The 21,840-nt window shown below is 66.8% G+C and carries 19 protein-coding genes; 10 read left to right on the top strand and 9 right to left on the bottom strand.

Features of this window, described 5'->3' with window-relative positions; translation table 11 throughout:
- Positions 1-427 precede the first annotated feature (427 nt).
- Entirely contained in the window at positions 428-1,489 is a 1,062-nt protein-coding gene (locus K8P63_RS11535) for a LacI family DNA-binding transcriptional regulator (protein ID WP_223796180.1), read from the top strand.
- 37 nt (positions 1,490-1,526) lie between these two features.
- Positions 1,527-2,813 (top strand): Nramp family divalent metal transporter, encoded by a 1,287-nt coding sequence (locus K8P63_RS11530; protein WP_223796179.1) that lies wholly within the window; start codon positions 1,527-1,529, stop codon positions 2,811-2,813.
- A gap of 115 nt (positions 2,814-2,928) precedes the next feature.
- Here the strand turns inward: K8P63_RS11530 and K8P63_RS11525 are convergent, their stop codons facing one another.
- Positions 2,929-3,321 (bottom strand): hypothetical protein, encoded by a 393-nt coding sequence (locus K8P63_RS11525; RefSeq protein ID WP_223796178.1) that lies wholly within the window; start codon positions 3,319-3,321, stop codon positions 2,929-2,931.
- 169 nt (positions 3,322-3,490) lie between these two features.
- Between K8P63_RS11525 and K8P63_RS11520 the strand changes: the two genes are divergently transcribed.
- The 3 genes from K8P63_RS11520 (at position 3,491) to K8P63_RS11510 (ending at position 8,105) form a co-directional block, all read left to right on the top strand.
- Positions 3,491-4,573, top strand: a complete 1,083-nt coding sequence (locus K8P63_RS11520; protein WP_223799808.1) for a sensor histidine kinase — start codon at positions 3,491-3,493, stop codon at positions 4,571-4,573.
- Positions 4,574-4,595: 22 nt separating this feature from the next.
- Complete coding sequence (locus tag K8P63_RS11515; RefSeq protein ID WP_223796177.1) at positions 4,596-5,396, top strand: LytR/AlgR family response regulator transcription factor; 801 nt, start codon at positions 4,596-4,598, stop codon at positions 5,394-5,396.
- A gap of 99 nt (positions 5,397-5,495) precedes the next feature.
- Positions 5,496-8,105, top strand: a complete 2,610-nt coding sequence (locus K8P63_RS11510; protein WP_223796176.1) for a GAF domain-containing protein — start codon at positions 5,496-5,498, stop codon at positions 8,103-8,105.
- Between the two features lie 58 nt (positions 8,106-8,163).
- On the opposite strand, the gene pstB is transcribed toward K8P63_RS11510, so the two are convergent.
- Genes pstB through pstS form a run of 4 tightly spaced genes read right to left on the bottom strand, consistent with a single transcriptional unit; the run spans position 8,164 to position 11,881 of the window.
- Complete coding sequence (gene pstB / locus K8P63_RS11505; protein WP_223796175.1) at positions 8,164-8,997, bottom strand: phosphate ABC transporter ATP-binding protein PstB; 834 nt, start codon at positions 8,995-8,997, stop codon at positions 8,164-8,166.
- Positions 8,994-9,833, bottom strand: coding sequence for a phosphate ABC transporter permease PstA (gene pstA / locus K8P63_RS11500; protein WP_223796174.1), 840 nt, complete (start codon positions 9,831-9,833; stop codon positions 8,994-8,996). Before pstA ends, pstB begins: the two co-directional genes overlap by 4 nt.
- Positions 9,833-10,786, bottom strand: a complete 954-nt coding sequence (gene pstC, locus K8P63_RS11495; RefSeq protein WP_223796173.1) for a phosphate ABC transporter permease subunit PstC — start codon at positions 10,784-10,786, stop codon at positions 9,833-9,835. Before pstC ends, pstA begins: the two co-directional genes overlap by 1 nt.
- Before the next feature lie 60 nt (positions 10,787-10,846).
- On the bottom strand, positions 10,847-11,881 hold the full coding sequence (gene pstS / locus K8P63_RS11490; protein WP_223796172.1) for a phosphate ABC transporter substrate-binding protein PstS: 1,035 nt from the start codon (positions 11,879-11,881) through the stop codon (positions 10,847-10,849).
- A gap of 114 nt (positions 11,882-11,995) precedes the next feature.
- Between pstS and thiE the strand changes: the two genes are divergently transcribed.
- On the top strand, positions 11,996-12,688 hold the full coding sequence (gene thiE / locus K8P63_RS11485) for a thiamine phosphate synthase (RefSeq protein ID WP_223796171.1): 693 nt from the start codon (positions 11,996-11,998) through the stop codon (positions 12,686-12,688).
- A gap of 130 nt (positions 12,689-12,818) precedes the next feature.
- On the opposite strand, the gene K8P63_RS11480 is transcribed toward thiE, so the two are convergent.
- The gene (locus K8P63_RS11480; protein ID WP_223796170.1) at positions 12,819-13,376 is read right to left on the bottom strand and encodes a DUF882 domain-containing protein; all 558 of its coding nucleotides are present in this window, start codon (positions 13,374-13,376) and stop codon (positions 12,819-12,821) included.
- 118 nt (positions 13,377-13,494) lie between these two features.
- On the opposite strand from K8P63_RS11480, the gene K8P63_RS11475 reads away from it, so the two are divergent.
- Both K8P63_RS11475 and K8P63_RS11470 read left to right on the top strand, forming a co-directional pair.
- Positions 13,495-14,463 carry a L,D-transpeptidase family protein gene (locus K8P63_RS11475; protein WP_223796169.1) on the top strand — a complete coding sequence of 323 codons (969 nt, stop codon included), beginning with the start codon at positions 13,495-13,497 and terminating at the stop codon, positions 14,461-14,463.
- On the top strand, positions 14,460-15,026 hold the full coding sequence (locus tag K8P63_RS11470) for a M23 family metallopeptidase (RefSeq protein ID WP_223796168.1): 567 nt from the start codon (positions 14,460-14,462) through the stop codon (positions 15,024-15,026). The genes K8P63_RS11475 and K8P63_RS11470 overlap by 4 nt, the downstream gene beginning before the upstream one ends.
- On the opposite strand, the gene K8P63_RS11465 is transcribed toward K8P63_RS11470, so the two are convergent.
- Positions 15,021-16,181: a glycosyltransferase gene (locus tag K8P63_RS11465; RefSeq protein ID WP_223796167.1), complete on the bottom strand. Its 1,161-nt coding sequence runs from the start codon at positions 16,179-16,181 to the stop codon at positions 15,021-15,023. The two genes, K8P63_RS11470 and K8P63_RS11465, sit on opposite strands and share 6 nt — an antisense overlap.
- 79 nt (positions 16,182-16,260) lie before the next feature.
- A complete protein-coding gene (locus K8P63_RS11460) occupies positions 16,261-16,701 on the bottom strand; it encodes a copper chaperone PCu(A)C (RefSeq protein ID WP_223796166.1) in 441 nt (146 codons plus the stop codon).
- A 174-nt stretch (positions 16,702-16,875) separates the two neighbouring features.
- Here K8P63_RS11460 and dnaK point away from each other — a divergent pair, with 174 nt between their 5' ends.
- Positions 16,876-18,783: a molecular chaperone DnaK gene (gene dnaK / locus K8P63_RS11455; protein ID WP_223796165.1), complete on the top strand. Its 1,908-nt coding sequence runs from the start codon at positions 16,876-16,878 to the stop codon at positions 18,781-18,783.
- 131 nt (positions 18,784-18,914) lie between these two features.
- Positions 18,915-20,036: a molecular chaperone DnaJ gene (gene dnaJ, locus K8P63_RS11450; protein ID WP_223796164.1), complete on the top strand. Its 1,122-nt coding sequence runs from the start codon at positions 18,915-18,917 to the stop codon at positions 20,034-20,036.
- Between the two features lie 3 nt (positions 20,037-20,039).
- Here the strand turns inward: dnaJ and K8P63_RS11445 are convergent, their stop codons facing one another.
- Positions 20,040-21,815, bottom strand: a complete 1,776-nt coding sequence (locus tag K8P63_RS11445; protein WP_223796163.1) for a ShlB/FhaC/HecB family hemolysin secretion/activation protein — start codon at positions 21,813-21,815, stop codon at positions 20,040-20,042.
- Positions 21,816-21,840: the final 25 nt, after the last annotated feature.

Here is a 21,840-nt window from a genome sequence, read left to right as displayed (position 1 = left end):
TTCATCTGTCATGGAATGTACGGCCGGCGCGTTGACGCTTGTGAAAGCGGGTTGGTAAATGCGCCGGCAAATCAGAAGTATAGACAAAGGTCTAGGAAGAGGGCGTGTTGACGGCAAATCGGGAGAGCAGTCTTGCCCCGGTCGTAAAGACGATCCGGCGGCAGCATGCGTCGCCTAAAGTGTCGGAATGCGGATGAATGCGCGCGGCTCGATGGGGCTCGTCATCGATAGGGGCTTGCAGCGCGGCACCATCGGCCTCACCCTGTTCGCAATGATAGCACTGGGGGCAGCAGTGATTGGGGTGGGTGCGAGGCTGTCGTTCGAGCCGGTCGTCGAACGAAAGACGGGCGCGCGGGGCACATTTGCGACGTCGTAGGAATGTCGCGCCGATCGCCGCGGCGGTGCGCGTTCGGCTGAACGGTACAGCATGAGCCGGCGCACGCGCGACGCCCGTAGGATGCCGACGATCGCCGATGTCGCGTTGCAGGCAGGCGTGTCGCAGATGACCGTCTCGCGTGTCGTCCGTGGCGAGCCGAGCGTGCGCCCGGCGACGCGCGATGCCGTGACGCACGCGATCAAGGCGTTGGGCTACACCCCCAACCCCGCGGCGCAGATGCTTGCGGGCTCGCGCTCGATCCGTATCGGCCTGCTCTACAGCAATCCCAGCGGCGCCTATCTGAGCGAACTGCTGGTCGGCGGCCTCGATCAGGCGGGGCAAGCGGGCGCGCAGGTGGTGATCGTCAAGTGCGAGCCGGATCATCACGAGGGCGACGTCGTTCGCCAGCTGCTGGATAGCGGGGTCGACGGTCTGCTGCTGCCACCCCCCTTGTGCGACTCGCCCTTCGTGCGAGCGGCGCTGGCGGAGGCCGACGCGCCTGCGGTCGCCATCGCCACCGGCGCGGTCGCCGATCGGCTGTCGTCCGTCAGGATCGACGACTTCAAGGCGGCGCGCGTCATCACCGATCATATCGTGACGCTGGGCCATCGGCGGATCGGCTTCATCGTCGGCAATCCGAACCAGAGTGCCAGTCAGCAACGGCTCGAGGGCTATCGGGCGGCGCTGGAGGAGCATGGCCTGCCGTTCGATCCCGCTTTGGTGTCGCAGGGTCTGTTCACCTATCGCTCGGGGCTCGACGCGACCGAGCATCTGCTGGACCTGCCGCATCGCCCGACGGCGATCTTCGCCTCGAATGACGACATGGCGGCGGCGGCGGTGGCGATGGCCCACCGGCGCGGGCTGGACGTGCCGGGCGATCTTTCGGTCTGCGGGTTCGACGATACCGCGCTCGCGGTCACGGTCTGGCCCGAGCTGACCACCGTGCGGCAGCCGATCGCGGAGATGTCGCGCGCCGCCGTCGACATGCTGATCGCGCAGATCCGTCAGAGCCGTGCCGGCCAGGTCGTCGATGCGGAGCATCGCGTGCTGGATTTCACGCTCGTTCGCCGCCAGTCGGACGCCGCACCGCGCAAGGCAACGGCACCGGATTGATCGCTCGCCGGCTCATGCGCTTGGCCGCGGATGAATGGTGGCGCGGTTCGCACGGGAGCGCGGGCGGCATTGCCGCGTTCGCCTCTCCGTGATCTCATTCTGGAAGAAGCTCGCGGCCTTTTCGGGGCCCGGCTACCTCGTCGCCGTCGGTTATATGGATCCGGGCAACTGGGCGACCGATCTCGCCGGGGGGTCGGCCTACGGATACTTGCTGCTCAGCGTGGTATTGGCCGCGAGCCTGATGGCCATGCTGCTTCAGGCGCTTGCCGCCAAGCTGGGCATCGCCGCTGGGCTCGATCTCGCGCAGGCCTGCCGGCTTCATTATCGGCCGTCGGCGCGTGTCGCGCTGTGGTTGCTGTGCGAGATCGCGATCATCGCCTGCGATCTTGCCGAAGTGATCGGCACCGCGCTCGCACTGAAACTGCTGTTCGGAATTCCGCTGGTGATCGGCGTATGCCTTACTGCGGCCGACGTGCTGCTCGTGCTGGGTCTTCAGCGCAGCGGGTTCCGGTGGCTGGAACGCTTCATCATCGCATTGCTCGCGCTGATCGCCGGCTGCTTCATCGTCGAACTGGTGCTCGCGCGGCCGGAATGGGGCGCCGCCGCGGCCGGGCTGATCCCGCACCCGGATATCATCGCCGATCCCAGCAAGCTCTACCTTGCCATCGGCATCCTTGGTGCGACGGTGATGCCGCACAATCTCTATCTGCATTCGTCGGTGGTTCAGGCGCGCCGCATGAAGGAGGAGATCGGCAAGGCCGAGACGCTGCGCCTCGCGACGATCGACAGCACGGTCGCGCTGACGCTCGCTTTCTTCGTCAATGCCGCCATCCTGATGCTGGCGGCCGCGACCTTCCACGCCGCCGGCCGGACCGACATCGCCGATATCAGCCAGGCATTCCACATGCTGACCCCGATGCTCGGCGCGGGTGTCGCGAGTACCTTGTTCGCGGTGGCGTTGCTCGCCTCGGGCCAGAATTCCACGCTGACGGGAACGCTGGCCGGCCAGATCGTGATGGAGGGATTTGTCGAGCTGCGCATCCAGCCCTGGCTGCGACGGCTCATCACACGGTTGCTTGCGGTCGTTCCGGCCGCGTGCGTGGCGATCTGGTATGGCGACGGCGGCGAGACGCGGCTGCTGGTGTTGAGCCAGGTCATCCTGTCGCTCCAGCTTCCCTTCGCCGTCGTGCCGCTCGTGCGTTTCACCGGCGATCGCGCCATGATGGGCGAATTCGTCAACGGCCGCTGGCTGGGAATTGCCGCCCATGCGGTGGCGGCGTTGGTGATCGGCCTCAATCTGATCCTGCTGTGGAGCCTGCGTTAAACCGGCTCGGGCGCGCAAACGGAAACGGGCGACCGATTGCTCGGCCGCCCGTCCCACGGCGTGCAGGCGGGAAGGGGGAAGCCCGCGCTGCACAGCCAACCGTGAACGTCATGCGTCAGTTGCAGTAACGGACCCGCACATAGCGTCCGACATAGCCATCCCACCGCCACTGGCTGCGGCAATAGCCGGGTGCGTAGCCATAATAGCCGGGCGGCGGCGCATAATAAGCCGGCGCGTAGCCGTAATTGGGGGCGTAATAACCCCGGCCGTAACCGTCCGCGAGCGCGGCTCCGACTGCCAGGCCGGCGATACCTGCGCCGAGCGCCCAGCCGCCACCGCCGCCGTGCCAGCCGCCGCGATAGCCATAGCCACCACCGCGCCAACCGCCGCCGCCATGCCAGCCACCGCCACCGCCGTGCCAGCCGCGCGCTTCCGCCGGGGTCGTAACCGCCAGGCTGCTGCCCGCAAGCGCCAGCGCTGCTGCGCCGGCCGTCAAGATCTTGCCCATCGAAGCCTCCAAATCCGTCGGTGGAGTTTTCTCCATCGTCATCGACGCTGCTACGCCGATTCGGCTGAACCGCGTGGAAACTAGACGTTTATTTTCAGTTCAGTCGCCATGGCCTACCGGTCGCTGCGGGGTAGCGATCCGTGACACGATCCTGTACGGGTCGGCCTGCATGCCGATGTCGTTGGTCCCATCGCGCCCCTTCTTCGAAGATCGCAACCACGCCTTCTGGGTGCTGCAGTCGGCCGGATGGTCGGGCTATTTCGTCCTGCGCGCGCTCAGCGGGATCGCCAATGCGATGGGCTGGCTGTTCGTCGTGCCGACTGCGCTGACAACCGCGACCGGCTATTCGCTCACCCTGCTGATGTCGGCGGCCTATCGGCGGCTGTTCCGCATGCGGCCGGCGGTCACCTGGACGGTCTCGATCATCATCCTGTGTACGGCCTCCGCGGTTTTCTCGTCGATCGAGACGTGGGCGCATGCCACCTTCTACCGCACGGGGGCGATGCCGGAGGGGATTCAATTCCTCTCGGCGATCCTGCTCGATTTCTCGCTGCTGGCGGCGTGGTCGGCGCTCTACTACGGTATAAAGTTCTACATGCTGGTCGAGGAGCAGCGCATCCAGCTGCTGCGGCTGGAGAGCCAGGCCTCCTCGGCGCAGCTGGCGATGCTGCGCTATCAGCTCAATCCCCACTTCCTGTTCAACACGCTCAACTCGATTTCCACGCTGGTGCTGCTCAAGCATACCGAGCGCGCCAATGCGATGCTGTCGCGGCTCGCCTCGTTCCTGCGCTACACGCTCGTCAGCGAGCCGGAGGGCGAGACCCGCATCCGGCAGGAGATCGAGACGCTGAAGCTCTATCTCGACATCGAGAAGATGCGCTTCGAGGAGCGGCTGCGGCCGAGGTTCGACGTCGATCCGGCAGCGGCCGATGCGCTGCTGCCGTCTTTGCTGTTGCAGCCGCTGGTTGAGAATGCCGTGAAATATGCCGTGACCCCCAAGGAGGAGGGGGCCGACGTTGCGGTGATCGTACGCCGAATGGGAAATCGCGTTCACATCACGGTCAGCGACACCGGTCCAGGATCCAATGTAGGCCAGAACGACGGGGGCACGCGCCCCGTCCCTTCAACGGGCGTCGGTCTGGCGAACATCAGGGACAGGCTGGCTCAGGCATATGGTGGCGATCATCGGTTTGAAACCCAGGCCCGGCCCGATGGGTTCGATGTGACCATCGATATCCCTTACGTCGCCTGACGAGCCGAGGAACAGAAACTCCATGACGATCCGTACCATCCTGGTCGACGACGAGCCGCTCGCGATCCAGGGACTGCAGCTTCGGCTGGCGAAGCATGAGGATGTCGAGATCGTCGACACCTGCCTCAACGGGCGCGAGGCGATCCGCGCGATCAAGACACACAAGCCCGACCTGGTCTTCCTCGACATCCAGATGCCCGGCTTCGACGGCTTCTCGGTCATCCAGGGCCTGATGGAGGTCGAGCCGCCGCTGTTCGTGTTCGTGACCGCCTACGCCGATCATGCGCTGAAAGGCTTCGAGGCCGGTGCGGTCGATTATCTGATGAAGCCGGTCGACGACGATCGCCTTGCCGACACGCTGGAGCGTGTGCGCCAGCGCCTGTCCGAGAAGCGCGCGGCCGAAGAGGTGGTCCAGCTGAAGGAAGTGCTGGCGGAGCATGCGCCCGACGCGGTCGATGCGATGCCGGAAGGCGTCGAGGCGCCGGCCTCCAGCCGCTATGAAAAGCTGATCAACATCAAGGATCGCGGCCAGATCTTCCGGGTCGACGTCGATTCGATCGAGCGGATCGATGCCGCTGGCGATTATATGTGCATCTACACCGGCGACAACACGCTGATCCTGCGCGAGACGATGAAGGATCTGGAGAAGAGGCTCGATCCGCGCCGCTTCCAGCGCATCCATCGCTCCACGATCGTCAACCTCGATCTCGTCAAGCAGGTGAAACCGCACACCAACGGCGAATGCTTTCTCGTCCTCGATTCGGGCGCGCAGGTGAAGGTCAGCCGCTCCTATCGCGAGGTGGTTGCCCGCTTCGTGCATTGATTTGCATTAGCGCGGAACGTAAGCGCGGCCGATCGTTTCTACCTCTCGCACCGGGCGGCCAATGTGCATGCCGGGTCGGGGATGAACATCGGATCGATAGTGCAGTACGAAGACGTGACCGCCGAACAGTCGCCCCCCTGGGACGAATCGGAGCGGCTGGAAGCGCTCGTCCAGAGCGGTATCCTCGATACCGAGCCGGAGCAGGCATTCGAGGACGTCGTCCTGCTGGCCAAGACGATCTGCGACGTGCCGATCGCGCTGGTGAGCCTGGTCGATGCCGAGCGGCAATGGTTCAAGGCGCGGATCGGGGTCGATGTCCGCGAGACGCCGATCACGACATCGGTCTGCGCGATCGCGATCCGCGGCGCCGGGCTGTTCGAGGTGCGCGATCTCTCGATCGATCCGCGCACGGCCGACATGGCGCTGGTCTGCGGCGATCCCGGCATCCGCTTCTATGCGGGCATGCCGCTGGTCACCGGGGGCGGCATGCCGCTTGGCAGTCTGTGCGTCATCGACGTGGTGCCCCGTCCGGAAGGGCTTACCGGCCCGCAACGTGACGCGCTCGCCGCGCTCGCGCGTCGGACGATCGCGCAGATCGAGCTGGGCGCGCTGTTTCGCCAGCGCGAAATCGCACTCTCCGCCTCGCAGGGCATCGGCACCTGGGACTGGGACGTGCAGCGCGACCGCGTGGTGGCCGACGAGCGTTTCGCAAGTATCTATGGGGTTGATCCGGCGGTCGCGATCAACGGCGCGCCGATCGCCGAGTTTTTCGGGCGTGTCCATCCGGACGATCTGGAGCGCCTGAAGCGCGAGATCGACGCGGTACTGCGCAGCGGTGAGCCGTTCAGCAGCGAATATCGCCTGGTGCGCGCCGATGGATCGCCGCAGTGGTTGATCGCGCAGGGGCGGCCGATGCTCGACGGCGACGGCAGGCCGGTCCGCTTTCCTGGCATCAGCTTCGACATCACCGATCGCAAGAGCGTCGAGGCGCGCGCCGCCGCACTGCTGGAGCTCAGCGACCGCATTCGGGACGCCAAGGAGCCGGGCGATATTGCCGGTGTCGCCTGCGAGATCATCGGCAAGACGATGGGCGTCAGCCGGGTCGGTTATGGGACGATCGATCGCGCCGCCGAATTGGTGCGGATGGAGCGCGATTGGAACGCGCCCGGCATCCAGAGTCTGCCGGACGTCATGGAGTTCCGCGATTATGGCAGCTACATCGACCAGCTGAAGAAGGGCGAGACCGTCACCATCGCCGACGTGCACGACGATGCGCGCACGCGCGATACCGCCGAGATGCTGATCGGCGTGGCGGCGCATTCCTTCATCAACATGCCGCTGACCGAGCAGGGGGGCTTCGTCGCCTTGCTGTATCTCAATAATGCCGTCCCGCGGCATTGGCGCCCCGAAGAGGTCGCGTTCGTTCGCGAGGTCGCCGAGCGCGTGCGCAGCGCGACCGAACGCCGGCGGGTGGAGCAGGAACTCGCCGCGCTCACCGCCTCGCTCGAGGCACAGGTCGAGGCGCGCACCCACGATATGATGCGGATGGAGGAGCAGCTCCGCCACAGTCAGAAGATGGAGGCGGTCGGCCAGCTCACCGGCGGTCTTGCCCACGATTTCAATAATATGCTGACGGGTATTTCCGGCGCGCTGGAGATGATCCAGATCCGCGTCAAGCAGGGTCGCACCGGCGAGCTCGATCGCTACGCCGTCGCTGCGCAGGGGGCTGCCGCGCGCGCGGCGGCGCTCACCCACCGCCTGCTGGCCTTCTCGCGCCGTCAGACGCTCGATCCGCGCCCGACCGACATCAACCGGCTGGTCGTGGGGATGGAGGAGATCGTGCGCCGTACGATCGGCCCGCAGATCACGCTCGAGGTGGTCGGCGCGGTCGGCCTGTGGCCCGCAATCGTCGATCAGAACCAGCTCGAAAGTGCATTGCTCAATCTCTGCATCAATGCGCGCGATGCCATGCCCGACGGCGGCCGGTTGACGATCGAGACCGCCAACAAATGGCTCGACGAGCGCGCCGCGCGCGAACGCGATCTGCCGCCCGGCCAATATCTGTCATTGTGCGTGACCGACACCGGCACGGGCATGTCGATCGAGACGCAGGCGCGCGCCTTCGACCCTTTCTTCACCACCAAGCCGCTCGGCGAAGGCACCGGTCTCGGACTGTCGATGATCTACGGCTTTGTCCGTCAATCGGGCGGCCAGGTGCGGATCTATAGCGAGATCGGGCAAGGCACGACCATGTGCCTTTATTTCCCGCGCCATTATGGCACTGCCGATCGCGAGGATGAGCGGCGCAGCGTCGGCGACCTGCCACGCGCCGATGCCGGCCACACCGTCCTGATCGTCGACGACGAGCCGACCATCCGGATGCTGGTGACCGAAGTGCTGGAGGAACTGGGCTGCATCGCGCTGGAGGCGGGCGACGGCCCCGAGGCGCTGACGATGCTGCAGGGTCATCCCGAGATCGACCTGCTCATCACCGACGTGGGGCTGCCTGGGACGATGAACGGTCGTCAGGTCGCCGATGCGGCGCGGGCCCAGCGGCCGGAGCTGAAGGTGCTGTTCATCACCGGCTATGCCGAGAATGCGGTGATCGGCAACGCGCAGCTCGAGCCCGGCATGGAGGTGCTGACCAAGCCCTTCGCCATGGAATTGCTCGCCGCGCGCACCCGCGCGATGCTCGACGGCGAACGATAGCGCCGTCGCACCATGCTCCCTTTCACGGCAGCATGGTGCGATCGATCAGCGTGCCGGTTCAGCCGAAGCGTCCGGTCACGTAATCACGCGTGCGGCGCGAGCGCGGGCTGGCGAAGATTTCGGCGGTGGGGCCGAACTCGATCATCCGGCCAAGGAACATGAAGCCGGTATAATCCGAGATGCGGCTCGCCTGCTGAAGGTTGTGCGTGACGATGACGATCGTCAGATCCTTCTTGAGCTCGACCAACGTCTGCTCAAGCTTCGCGGTCGAGACCGGATCGAGCGCCGAGGCGGGCTCGTCGAGCAGCAGGATTTCCGGCTGGACGGCGATGCCGCGTGCGACGCACAGCCGCTGCTGCTGGCCGCCCGACAGGCCGAGGCCCGACGTGTGGAGCTTGTCCTTGACCTCGTCCCACAAAGCCGCGCGGGTCAGCGAGCGCTCGACGATCTCGTCCATCTCCGCCTTGTTGCGCTTATGGTAGAGGCGCACGCCGAACGCGACATTGTCGTAGATCGACATGGGGAAGGGCGTCGGCTTCTGGAACACCATGCCGACGCGCGCGCGCAACGCCGCGGCGTCGCCGCCGTCGAGCATGTTCTCGCCGTCGAGCAGGATCTGGCCCTCGGCCCGCTGGCCGGGATAGAGCGCGTAGATGCGGTTGAGGACGCGCAGCAGCGTCGACTTGCCGCAGCCCGACGGGCCGATCAGCGCGGTGATCTTGTTGCGCTCGATCGGCAGGTCGACGCCGTGGAGCGCGCGGTTCTGGCCGTAGAAGAACTCCAGCGCACGCGCCTCCAGCACCAGCCGGTCGGCAGGAGGCGGCGACATGAACAGCTCGTCGTCGGCCGAAGTCGACGGGGGCGTGGTGCCGATGGTCACGGTGTCGGTCATGGGCGGGTCTCCCGGGCCAGCGCGCGCCCGACGATGTTGATGGTGAGAACGGCGACGGCGATCAGCAATGCGCCGACCCAGGCCAGCCGCTGCCAGTCGTCATAGGCCGACAAAGCGAACTGGAAGATGGTGGTCGGCAGGCTCGCCATCGGTTGGGTGAGCTGGCTGTAATTGTTGTTGAGGTTGCCGAGGCTGGTGAACAGCAACGGCGCGGTCTCGCCCGAGATGCGGGCGAAGCCGAGCAGGCCGGCGGTGAGCAGGCCGGTGCGCGCCGACTTCCAGATGATCGTCCGGATGACGAAGGCGCGGCTGGCGCCCAGCGCCATGCCCGCTTCGCGCAATGCGCCGGGCTGGAGCGACAATATGTCCTCGGTCGTGCGCACCACGATCGGCGTGGCGAGGAAGGCCAGCGCCACCCCGCCGGCGAGCGCGGAGAAGCCGTGGAACGGCGCCACCAGCAGCTCGTAGACGAACAGGCCGATCAGGATCGACGGGGCCGAGATCAGCACGTCGTTGAGGAAGCGGATCACCGCGCCGTAGCGGGTGCCCGCGCCATATTCGGCAAGCCAGGTGCCGGCGAGGATGCCGACCACCAAGGCGATCGCCATGCCGAGCGCGCACATGATGATCGAGCCGACGATGGCGTTGCGCAGGCCACCGGGCGACCCGGGCGGCGGCTGGTCCATGGTGAAGATCTTGGCATCGATGCCCCCCACGCCCCGGGTGAGCAGGGTCCAGAGGATCAGCGCCAGGAAGGCGAGCGCGATCAAGGTCGCGATCCCGCACAGGACGACGAAGATGCTGTTGCCGATGCGGCGGCGCGCGGCGCGATCCATCAGTGCTTCTCCTCGCGCAGCAGGAGCCGGGCGATCGCCAGCACCACGAAGGTGATGACGAACAGCACGAAGCCCAGCGCGATCAGCGCCGAGGTGTGCATGTCGCTGGTGGCTTCGGCGAATTCGTTGGCGACGGTCGAGGCGATCGTCGATCCGCTGTCGAACAGCGAATGCGGGAAGCCGTGGGCGTTGCCGATGATGAAGGTGACCGCCATCGTCTCGCCGAGCGCACGGCCGAGGCCGAGCATGACCACGCCGATCATGCCGCGACGGACATAGGGGATCACGACCGCACGGATCACCTCGAACGGCGTGCAGCCGAGGCCGTAGGCGGCCTCGCGCACCTGCGGCGGCACCGTCATGAACAGCTCGCGGAACACCGCCGCCATATAGGGCAGGATCATAATCGCGAGGATCAGCGAGGCGGTGAAGATGTTCGCCCCGTTCGGCGTGCCGGCGAAGAGCTTGTCGACCCAGCCGCCGGGCGTCGCGTGCATCGCGATCGGCAGCTGGACGTGCGCGGCGAACCACGGTGCCAGCACGAACAGGCCCCACATGCCGTAAACGATCGAGGGGATGCCCGCGAGCAGCTCGACCGCGATCGCGATCGGCCGCGAAATCCGCGCGGGGCAAAATTCGACGAGGAACACCGAGACGCCGAGCGCCAGCGGCAGCGCGATGGCGAGGCTGAGGAATGCCGTGACCAGCGTGCCGGCGATCGGGCCGGCGGCGCCGTACACTTCGGTCACCGGGTTCCAGGTGGTCGAGGTGAGGAAACCGAAGCCGAACTGGCGGAAGGCGGGCAGCCCGCCGATGAACAGGCTGACGATCACGCCCGCCAGTGCCGCCATCAGCAGGGTGGCCGCGGCGAGACAGGCGGAGCGGAAGATGATCTCCCCGGTGGCATGACCGGGAGGCGCGCCACGCGGCGCTTCAAGGGCGGTACTGGCCATCGGGGTTCCGTATATGCGGGCGCCGGATCGGGTGATCGATCCGGCGCCCATGACGCTTACTTACTTAGCGACGAAGACGGGCTTGCCGTCGGCCATGACCGACTTGGCCCACTGCTTCTCGAGCAGGGTCTTCACGTTCGCCGGCAGGGGCACGTAATCGAGGCTTGCGGCCAGCGCGTCGCCCTTCTTGTAGGCCCAGTCGAAGAACTTGAGCACTTCGGCGCCCTTGGCGGCGTCGCCCTGCTCACGATAGACGAGGATGAAGGTGGTCGAGCTGATCGGCCACGCGGCTGCGGCCGGCTGATCGAGCAGCATCACGTAATTGCCCGGCGAACGCAGCCAGTTAGCCGAGGCCGCTGCCGCGCCGAACGACGGTGCGGTCGGGAGCGGCCACTTGCCGGCCTTGTTCTGCACCAGCGCGTAGGTGGCGTTGTTCTGCTTGGCATAGGCATATTCGACATAGCCGATCGAGCCGGCGGTCTGCTTCACGAACGCCGCGACGCCGTCATTGCCCTTGCCGCCCAGGCCGGTCGGCCACTGGACGCTGTCGCTGGCGCCGACCTTGTTGGCCCAATCCGCATTCTTCATCGACAGGAAGGTCGTGAAGACGAAGCTGGTGCCCGAGCCGTCCGAACGGTGGACGACGGTGATCGGCAGGTTCGGCAGCGGCACGCCCTTATTAAGAGCCGCGATCTCCGGCGCGTTCCAGCGCGTGACCTTGCCGAGGAAGATGTCGGCGAGCAGCTCGCCGGTCAGGTGCACCTGACCCGGCTTGATGCCCGGCAGGTTCATGACGGGAACGATGCCGCCGACGACCGTGGGGAACTGATAGAGGCCCGAGGCCGACAGTTCTTCCGGCTTCAGCGGCTTGTCCGACGCGCCGAAATCGACGGTCTTCGCCTTGATCTGCTTGATGCCGCCGCCGGAACCGATCGCCTGATAGTTCAGGCCGGTGCCCGACTGCGCCTTATAGGCTTCGGCCCACTTGACGTAGACCGGTGCGGGGAAGGTCGCGCCCGCGCCCGAAATGTCTGCGCCAACGGCGGTGGTGGCGAGGGCGAGACCGCCGACGCCAACGAAAAACAGCTTCTTCATGTGGGATCCCCTGACAGGCTGACGACCGCGCCGCCTCGCGCGTGAGATATTGTTGCTGTGTTACCCTTCCATGACAGGGGTTTCGTAACCCGCGTCCGGCGGTAGAAGCACGGCATGAGCAACGACCTCCCCGACGACGACATGAATCTCGATCCGGGCTTCGCCGACCGGTTCGAGCGGCAGTTCCGACCGCGCTGCCAGCTGTACCTGATCTCGCCCCCCGCGATCAACGACGGCTTCGTCGATCGGCTGGCCCGCGCGCTGGATGCCGGCCCGGTCGCGGCGTTCCAGCTTCGGCTGAAAGATATGGACGACCATATGATCGCGCGCGCGGCCGAGCCGCTGCAGCGCCTGTGTGCCGACGCCGACGTGACGTTCATCGTCAACGACAGCATCGCGCTCGCCAAAAGGCTGGGCGCCGACGGGGTGCATCTGGGCCAGGATGACGGCGATCCGCGCGAGGCACGCGCATTGCTCGGGCCGGCCGTGCAGATCGGCGTTACCTGTCACGACAGCCGCCACCTCGCGATGGATGCGGGCGAGGCGGGCGCAGACTATGTCGCGTTCGGCAGCTTCTATCCCACCACGACGAAGGAGACGCGGCACCAGCCCGAGCCGTCGATTCTCGGCTGGTGGTCGACCCTGTTCGAACTGCCTTGCGTGGCGATCGGCGGCATCACGCCGGCCAATGCGGCGCCCCTGGTCGCGGCGGGTGCGGATTTTCTGGCGGTCTGCGGCGCGGTGTGGAATGCCGCCGAGGGCGAGGAAGCGGCGGTCAAGGCATTTGCCGAGGTTCTGGCGGCCTGACCTATTCTACGTCATGCCGGACTTGTTCCGGCATCCACACCGCGACACATCATACCGATGAGGCAGCCCGTGCGGTGGACCCCGGAACGAGTCCGGGGTGACGTCTCTATGCTCTATAGCTACCGGTAGCTCACCACAGGCGAACGCGGCCGGTGTCCATGTGGACGAAGCCGTCCTTGGGATAATAGCCGACGCCGCCCGCCTGCATCGACAAAGCTGCCGAGCGCAGCGTCTCGAGCGCGACCCCCGGCATGCGGATGTCGGTGGCCTTGCCCAGCATGTGCTGGCTCTTCGAGGCGACGCCCGTATGCTCGCCGCCGCGCGCGCGCAGCGACGCATTGGTCTGCGGCGAGCGATAGCCCGAGATCAAGTCGAGCCTGGCCTGCGGCGCGAGGCCCAGCTTATCGCGCACGCCCGCGAGCAGCAGCATCAACGCCGGGTCCATCTGCGTGACCTCGTTGTTGCGCCAGTCGCGCAGGCCATGGTTCAGCTCGGCGAGCCCCTGATCGTCCCAGCCGTTCGCGCCATAGAAGCGCGCGTCGAACGTCTCGTTCGTATGGATGTTGCGAAAGGCGAGGCGCCGCTCGGTCGTGGCGGCAAACGCGCATTCGGTGATGAAAGTGGAGGCCGCAACCATCGCCAGCGCGCCGCCGATCAGTCGGCGGCGGCCGATATTCGTATCCAGCATTCGCAGTCCCGCTCCGTGTCGGAAAGAAACGCTTTCGGGAGCGTTCCAATCTTCGTGCCCGTGAACAAGATAAAGGATCGCACGCGTGAAAACATTAAGGGTTGCCGGCGTTTACCTTATGCTTGCCACGGTCTGTCCTGCTTCGATCGCGCAGAAGCCGGCGACGACGCCGATCGATCCCGATATCCTTAACCAGCAGGTGCTGCTCGATCGGCTGGGCTTCACCCCGGGGGTAATCGACGGTCATGCCGGCATGTCGCTGACGAAGGCGATCAAGGGGCTCCAGACCGCGCGCGGCGTGACCCCGTCTGGGACGATCGACGACGACACGCGCAAGCTGCTGGATGCCTATCACGATACGCCGGCGACGATCGACGTGACGCTGACGGCCGACGATCTGGCGGGCCCGTTCGTCGGGCCTATCCCCAAGAGCGAGGCCGCGCAGGCGAAGCTACCCTCGCTCGGCTATTCGGACGCGATGGAGGAGCTGGCCGAGCGCTTCCACACCACCCAGCCGACGCTGATCGCGCTCAACAGCCGCGATACCAAACTGGCGCCGGGCGTGACGATCAAGGTGCCGAACGTGCGCCCGGCCGCCAGCGCCTATCCCGACACGCTCAAGCCCGAATGGCGCGCGATGCTGGCCCAGCTCAGCGTCTCGTCGGATCAGCCGCAGGCGGCGAAGGTTGTGGTGAGCAAGAGCGAGGGCGTGCTGCGCGTCTATGACGATGGCGGCAAACTGGTCGCGCAATTCCCCGCGACGATGGGCAGTACGCACGACCCGCTGCCGATCGGCAATTGGAAGATCCTCGGCCGATCCTATCTGCCGAGCTTCCACTTCAATCCGAAACTGTTCTGGGATGCCAAGGCGGGGGAGACCAAGCAGACGCTCAAGGCCGGCCCGAACGGGCCGGTGGGCGTGGTGTGGATGGATCTCGACAAGCCGCATTACGGCATCCACGGTACGCCCATGCCGGAGAATATCGGCCGCACCGAAAGCCATGGCTGCATCCGCCTGACCAACTGGGATGCCGCGCGGCTGTCGCTGATGGTGAAGCCCGGCACGCCCGCGGTCTTCCAGGAATGACGCGGCTCGGCTGGATGCTGCTGCTGGGGTTCGCGCTCGTGATCGCGATCTTCGCGGCGTTGGTGCGCCACGGTCGCGCGCCGGTCGGGGTTCGTACGCCGGCCCCTGCGCCGGTCGCAGCGGCGGGTGGGCTGGTTGTCCCGGTCGCAGGCGTCAAGATAACGCAACTTGCCGATAGCTGGGGCGATGCCCGAGGCGGCGGAACGCGCGCGCATCACGCGATCGACATTCCGGCGGCGAAGGGTACGCCGGTCGTCGCCGCGGCGGCCGGAACGGTCGAGAAATTGTTCGAGAGCAAGGATGGCGGCCACACCGTCTATATCCGGCGCGACGACACAAGCTGGCAGGATTATTACGCGCATCTCGATACTTATACGGCAGACCTGCGCGAAGGCGTGAGGATCCGGCAGGGACAGCCGATCGGCACGGTCGGATCAAGCGGCGATGCCGACCCGAGCGCACCGCACCTCCATTACGAGATCCAGCGCATGGCGCCGGGCGAGCCTTGGTGGAAAGGCAGCGAGATCAATCCGTTCCCGATCCTCGCTCACTCGGCTTCATAAACCGGCGACGTCGCGCAGGTGGGTGATGCGGGCGGCGAACGTCGCCTCGAAGCCATGCGCGCGGCCGATCGCGGCGGCGTCGCGCGCCATACGGGCGAGGCGGGGGCGATCCGCATTCAGCGTGGCGATCGCCGCAGCCGCCTGCTCTGGGCGATCCATCGGCGTCGCGATCCCGGTCTCGCCGAGCGCCAGCACGCCGGCGAAGGCGGCATTGTCGTAGCCGACGATCGGCACCCCGCAGCCGATCGTTTCCAGATAGGTGCAGGATGGGTCCGCCTGCCGGTGCAGGCACAGGAACAGGTCGGTCCGATCCTTCAGCAGCGGGACCAGCTCCTCGTCGAACGGCACCCCGCCGTGGATGCGCACGGCATCGGCGATGCCCGCCGCAGCCGCTGCAGCGGCAATAGCGGGCTTGAGCGATCCCTCGCCATACAGGTCGAAGGTGAAGGCGATGCCGCGCTTCGCCAGCGCGGCGAGGGTCGGCACGAGATGGTCCGCGCCCTTCATCCGCTCCAGCCGGCCGGAAAAAGCCAGTCGCAGCGGACGGCCGGCGCGGATGGCGTCGGCCTTGGCGTCAACCTGTTCGGGCGTCGGCATCTGGTCGAGGCGCAGCCGGCTGTCGAAATACAGCATCGGCGATGGCGACATTGCGCGATAGGCGTCGAACGCCGGCGTGCCGTTTGCCTGCAGCCCGGCCGAGGCGCGGAACGCACGGCGTCGGCGGCGCTCGGTCTTGAGCGTCCACAGCGCCGATTTGAGCGCACCCAGCGACCAGCCACGGTCGAGCTGCAGGATGCGCAGCCGCGTCGCGAGCGTATATTCGATGATGAACACCAACGGCGTCGCGGTCCGCGCCGGAAGGTCGATGTCGAGATGGCTGTCGCCCGCCGCCAGCACCACCGCGCCCTCGTCCAGCAACGCGGTGGGCGGTAGGTCGCCCTCGAACGGTATCACTTTGAACGGCAGCTCCGATGGCAGATAGCTGCGGCCAAACGCGATCGCGCTTCGATCACCCACGCGCATCAGGCAATGGACCGGCCCCGGCCACAGATCCGCATAGAGGCTCAGCCCCTCGACCGCCTTGATGTCCATGAACAGGCGCTCGCCGTCATGCGCGAGCGGCACCGAGGGCAGCACGATCAGCGTGGGGTTCAAGGCGTGGGTCTCCGGTGCGTTGCGGTGCTACCCTAGACGCGAAATAGCTTCCAGCCGGCAAACATCCGCTCAACCGCGCTCAGTAGGGCGCGTCGTCGCCCGCTCCGACCGTCTTCGCCTCCGCCTCCGCGGTGCGCCCGCTGGCGAAGCCGAAGCGCAGAGGCACCGCCGTGCCGGGCGCGACCGCGCGATCGAGATCGAACAGCATCGCATGCCGTCCGCCCGGCGCGAACGCGACCTGCCCATGCGCCGGCACCGCGACGTCGGCGAGCGGTGCCATTGTCGTCATCGCTCCCATGCCTTTCATACTCTGGTGCATCTCGGTGCGGCGCGCGAGCGTACTCTCGATCTTGACCAGCCGTTCGTCGGCGCTGCCGCCCTCGATCGTGAAATAGCCGGCGGCGGGCAGACCGGCGACGGCGGGCAGGCGCACCCAGGCGCGCACCACCTTCGGGGCCGCGGCCTCGCGATGGCAGGCGCCGAGCAGCAGCAGGGCGACAAGGGCGGTACGCGCGATCATCATGGCCGGGTCTAGCGCCTCGGGAGGGTGCGTGGAACTCCCCTCGGTGGTACGCTTGCGATGGCCCGCGCCCACCCTATATCGCCCCCGTAACCGCTGCTGTCGGTCGTGCATTCGCCTGTTGAGGGGGTGCGTGCGCCAGCGGCTGGGTAGGGCAGAGACAAGAGGAAGATTATGGCCAAAGTCATCGGCATCGATCTCGGGACGACCAATTCGTGCGTCGCGGTCATGGAGGGCGGCAAGCCCAAGGTGATCGAGAATTCGGAAGGCGCGCGCACCACGCCGTCGATCGTCGCCTTCGCCAAGGATGGGGAGCGGCTGATCGGCCAGCCGGCCAAGCGCCAGGCGGTCACCAATCCCGACAACACGATTTTCGCGGTGAAGCGCCTCATCGGCCGCCGCTTCGACGATCCGATCACCAAGAAGGACACCGAGCTGGTGCCCTACCACATCGTGCGCGGCCCGAACGGCGACGCGTGGGTGCAGGCGGGTGGCCAGGATTATTCGCCGTCGCAGATTTCGGCCTTCACGCTCCAGAAGATGAAGGAAACCGCCGAGAGCTATCTCGGCGAGACCGTGACGCAGGCGGTCATCACCGTGCCGGCTTACTTCAACGACGCGCAGCGCCAGGCGACCAAGGATGCCGGCCGCATTGCCGGCCTCGAAGTGCTGCGCATCATCAACGAGCCGACCGCGGCCGCTCTGGCCTATGGCCTCGAGAAGAATGACGGCAAGACGATCGCGGTTTACGATCTGGGCGGCGGCACGTTCGACGTGTCCGTGCTCGAGATCGGCGACGGCGTGTTCGAGGTGAAGTCGACCAACGGCGACACCTTCCTCGGCGGCGAGGATTTCGACGCCAAGCTGGTCCAGTATCTCGCCGACGAGTTCAAGAAGGCCGAGGGCATCGATCTCACCAAGGATCGTCTCGCGCTCCAGCGCCTGAAGGAAGCGGCCGAGAAGGCGAAGATCGAATTGTCGTCGACGCAGACGACCGAGGTCAATCTGCCCTTCATCACCGCCGACGCGACCGGGCCGAAGCATCTCGTCAAGTCGATCACGCGCGCCGATCTGGAGCGTCTGGTCGACGACCTGATCAAGCGCACGATCGAGCCGATGCGCAAGGCGCTGGTCGATGCGGGCGTGAAGGCGGCCGATATCGACGAGGTCGTGCTGGTGGGCGGCATGACGCGCATGCCCAAGGTGCGCGAAGCGGTGAAGAGCTTCTTCGGCAAGGAGCCGCACACCGGCGTCAACCCCGACGAGGTGGTGGCGATCGGCGCGGCGGTGCAGGCGGGCGTGCTGCAGGGCGACGTCAAGGACGTGCTGCTGCTCGACGTGACGCCGCTCTCGCTCGGCATCGAGACGCTCGGCGGCATCATGACCAAGATGATCGATCGCAACACGACCATCCCGACCAAGAAGTCGCAGACCTATTCGACGGCCGACGACAACCAGAATGCCGTCACGATCCGCGTCTTCCAGGGCGAGCGTGAGATGGCGGCCGACAACAAGATGCTCGGCCAGTTCGACCTGATCGGCATCCCGCCCGCGCCGCGCGGCGTGCCGCAGATCGAGGTCACATTCGACATCGACGCGAACGGCATCGTCAACGTCTCCGCCAAGGACAAGGGCACCGGCAAGGAGCAGCAGATCAAGATCCAGGCTTCGGGCGGTCTGTCCGACGCCGACATCGACAAGATGGTGCGCGACGCCGAATCCTTCGCCGACGAGGACAAGAAGCGCCGTGCCTCGGCCGAGGCCAAGAACAATGCCGAAAGCCTGATCCACTCGACCGAGCGCCAGCTCGCCGACAATGGTGACAAGGTCGACGCGGCGCTGAAGGCCGAGATCGAGGCGGCGGTGGCCGAGGCCAAGGCGGCGGTCGAAAGCGACGACGCCGATCGCATGACCGAGAAGACCAACGCGCTGATGCAGGTGAGCATGAAGCTCGGCCAGGCGATCTACCAGCAGGAGGCTGCCGCCGGCGGCCCCGGTGCGGCGGGTGCGGCATCGCATGGCGAAGGCGGCCATGGCGACGATGTGGTCGACGCGGAATTTTCCGAGGTCGACGACAAGTAAGGTTGGAGTAAAAATGACCCTTTCCGTCATGCCGGCGAAAGCTGGCATCTCCTGTGGCGAGGCAAAGCCTCTGCTTCACGAGACCCCGGCGTTCGCCGGGGTGACGGCCGAGGGGGCGAAGCGGGGCGGGAATGGCTGAAGTCGATTATTACGAGCTCTTGGAGATCGAGCGCACCGCCGACGACAAGACGATCAAGACGTCCTATCGACGGCTCGCCATGCAATGCCATCCGGATCGCAATCCGGGCTGCAAGGATTCAGAATCCAAGTTCAAGGCGATCAGTGTCGCCTATGACGTGCTGAAGGATCCGCAGAAGCGCGCCGCTTACGATCGCTACGGCCACGCCGCCTTTCAGAGTGGCGGTGGCGGTGGCGGCGGACCGGGGTTCGAGGGCTTCTCCGACATTTTCGAGAATATCTTCGGTGAGTTCATGGGCGGCGGTCGCGGGGGGCGCGGCGGATCGTCGGTCCAGCGGGGCGCCGACCTGCGCTACGATCTCGAAATATCGCTGGAAGATGCCTATCACGGCAAGAGCGAGCAGGTACGGGTCGACGTCGCCGCCACGTGCGACGTGTGCGACGGCAGCGGCGCCAAGGCCGGCACCGCCGCGCGCGGCTGCCCGACCTGCCAGGGCCATGGCAAGGTGCGCGCGCAGCAGGGCTTCTTCGTGGTCGAGCGGACCTGCCCGACCTGTCATGGGCGCGGCGAGGTGATCGCCGAGCCGTGCACCGCCTGCCGCGGCGAGGGCCGGGTCGAGAAGTCCAAGACGCTCGAGGTTCGCATTCCGCCCGGCGTCGACGAGGGCACCCGCATCCGCATGTCGGGCGAAGGCGAGGCCGGCGCGCGCGGCGGGCCGGCGGGCGACCTCTACATCTTCCTCCACGTCCAGCGGCATTCGGTGTTCGAGCGCGAGGGCACGTCGCTGTTTGCGCGAGCGCCGATCAGCATCACTACCGCTGCGTTGGGCGGCACGATCACCGTCCCCGGCCTCGACAAGCAGCAGCACGAGATCCGCATTCCTGCGGGCATCCAGTCGGGCAAGCAGCTTCGTCAGCGTGGTGCCGGCATGCCGGTGCTGAATGGTCGCGGCCATGGCGACATGGTCGTGCAGATCGAGGTCGAGACGCCGACCCGGCTCACCTCGCGCCAGCGCGAGCTGCTGGAGGAATTCCGCGCCACCGAGACGGGCGAGGAATGCCCGCAGTCGAGCGGTTTCTTCGCGCGGCTGAAGGGCGTCCTCGGCGCGGACTGACCGCTAGCGATCGCCGGGCGAGCGCCACGGCACCAGTCGCGTGGTGAGCGAGACGAGCACGCGGGTATCGCCACCCTCCAGCTGTGAGTTGGTCCGGTGCAGCGGAACGGCCGCGCCCACGTCCAGCCGCGCGTGATCGCCCCACGCGATCCGGACGCCGCCGCCGGCCGACAGCAGCCGATCCCGCGCGAAGCCGCCGCCCTCGTTCGCCTGGCGGTTCCAAACCCAGGCGGCGTCGGCGAATGCGTAGGGCTGGAACGCAAAGCTGCTCGGCGATCGTGGGCTAAGCGCCCCCCGCCGCAATTCGACATAGCTGCCCGCACCGCTGTCGCCGACGATCACGCCGGGATCGTAGCCGCGCCCGACCGTGTAGGCGCCGCCCGAATATTGCTCGTAGCTGAGCAAAGGATTGAACGCATATTGCAGGCGCGGGCCCAGCGCGATCGTCAGGCGCCGCGTCAGGCGATAGTCGAGCAGGGCGGTAAGACGTACCAAAGTGGCGCTCGCATCCCCCTGCGGCCGGCTGGTCGCGGTGCAATTGCCGACGATCGGATCGAGGCAGGTCTGGCTCGCGCCGAGCACGCCGATGCCATGGCGTGCCTCCAGCGTGCCGATCGCGCGCCAGCGCGGCAGGCGCACGCCGTCGGGCGAGAAATCGTCGATCGATGCCGTCGCGCCGACGTCCAGCCGGCCATAGAGGACGCGCAACCTGTCGCGCGTATAGGGATCGCCGAACAGGTCGAGCTGCTGATCGATCAGGTCGACGCCCGCGACACCGCGCACGTCAAGGCGCTGCGACCGCTTGAACGGATAAGCGGCCTCCAGCGAGGCGACCAATGTCCGCGAACTCAGCGGATGGAAGCCGTCGCCGAGATCCGGTCGCGTCCAGGCGTAGGTGAAGCGGCCACCGACCGTCAGCCCCTCGCTGCCCAGGCGCATGTCGTAGCCGGCCTGCACGACGCTCTGTTCGTGAAACTGGGTGGTGTTGTAGAAGCCCAGTGTGAGGCGATCGCCCTGGCCGATCAGGTCGTTCGCCTGCAGGCTGAGCAGGCCGCCCCAGCGACCGACGGCGTGGCCGCCATAATCCTGCATGCTGGCGCTGATGATCAGCGGCAGGCGCGATGCGGTGACCTCGCCGATCACGTCGCCGGGCGCACCGCCGGCCGATCGCAACGTCAGGCGCACGTCGTAGCCGGGCAGGTCGCGCGCGAGCAGCAGGTAGCGTTCGGCCTGCTTCTGGTTGAATAACGGCTCGCCGACCAATTTGTCGAGATAGGCGGCGAGCAACCGCTCGGAGCGGCCCGCCCGCCCGCGCACCTCGATCCGCACCAGCCGCGCCATCAATACGTCGAACCGGACGACGCCATCGGTCACCTGTTGTGGCGGCACTTCCAGCGCGGCGACATAGCCCGCTTGTTGCAGGATCGCGGCGGCGGCGTCGCGGATCTCGCAGGCGGTGGACAGCGGCACCGTCTTGCCGAGGAAGCTTTCGTACGCCGGGCGCAGCGCCTCGGCCGGAAGCCCGCGAAGATGATCGAACGCGACGCCTTTCAGCGTCAGCGTCGTGTTGGCGAACGCCGGGCTCTCGAGCGGGCAGGGGGCGCGGGCGATGCCGCCGCGAACCGTCAGGTGCGACGGCGGCGTCGCCTGTGCGGGCGGCGCGGCGCGCTGGACCTGATCGCGCGTCGGCGGTGCGAGCGTGGTCGAGGGCACCGATTGGGCGGATGCGGAGCCGGACGCCGTTGCCGCCGCTATCGCCCACCATCGCATCGCCCGCATGCACAACCCTTCTTCGACCCGCTGT

This window comes from Sphingomonas nostoxanthinifaciens (genome assembly GCF_019930585.1).
Taxonomy (GTDB): domain Bacteria; phylum Pseudomonadota; class Alphaproteobacteria; order Sphingomonadales; family Sphingomonadaceae; genus Sphingomonas_I; species Sphingomonas_I nostoxanthinifaciens.
The sequence above is the reverse complement of the archived record's forward strand: the minus strand, read 5'-3'. Positions and strand labels throughout refer to the sequence as shown.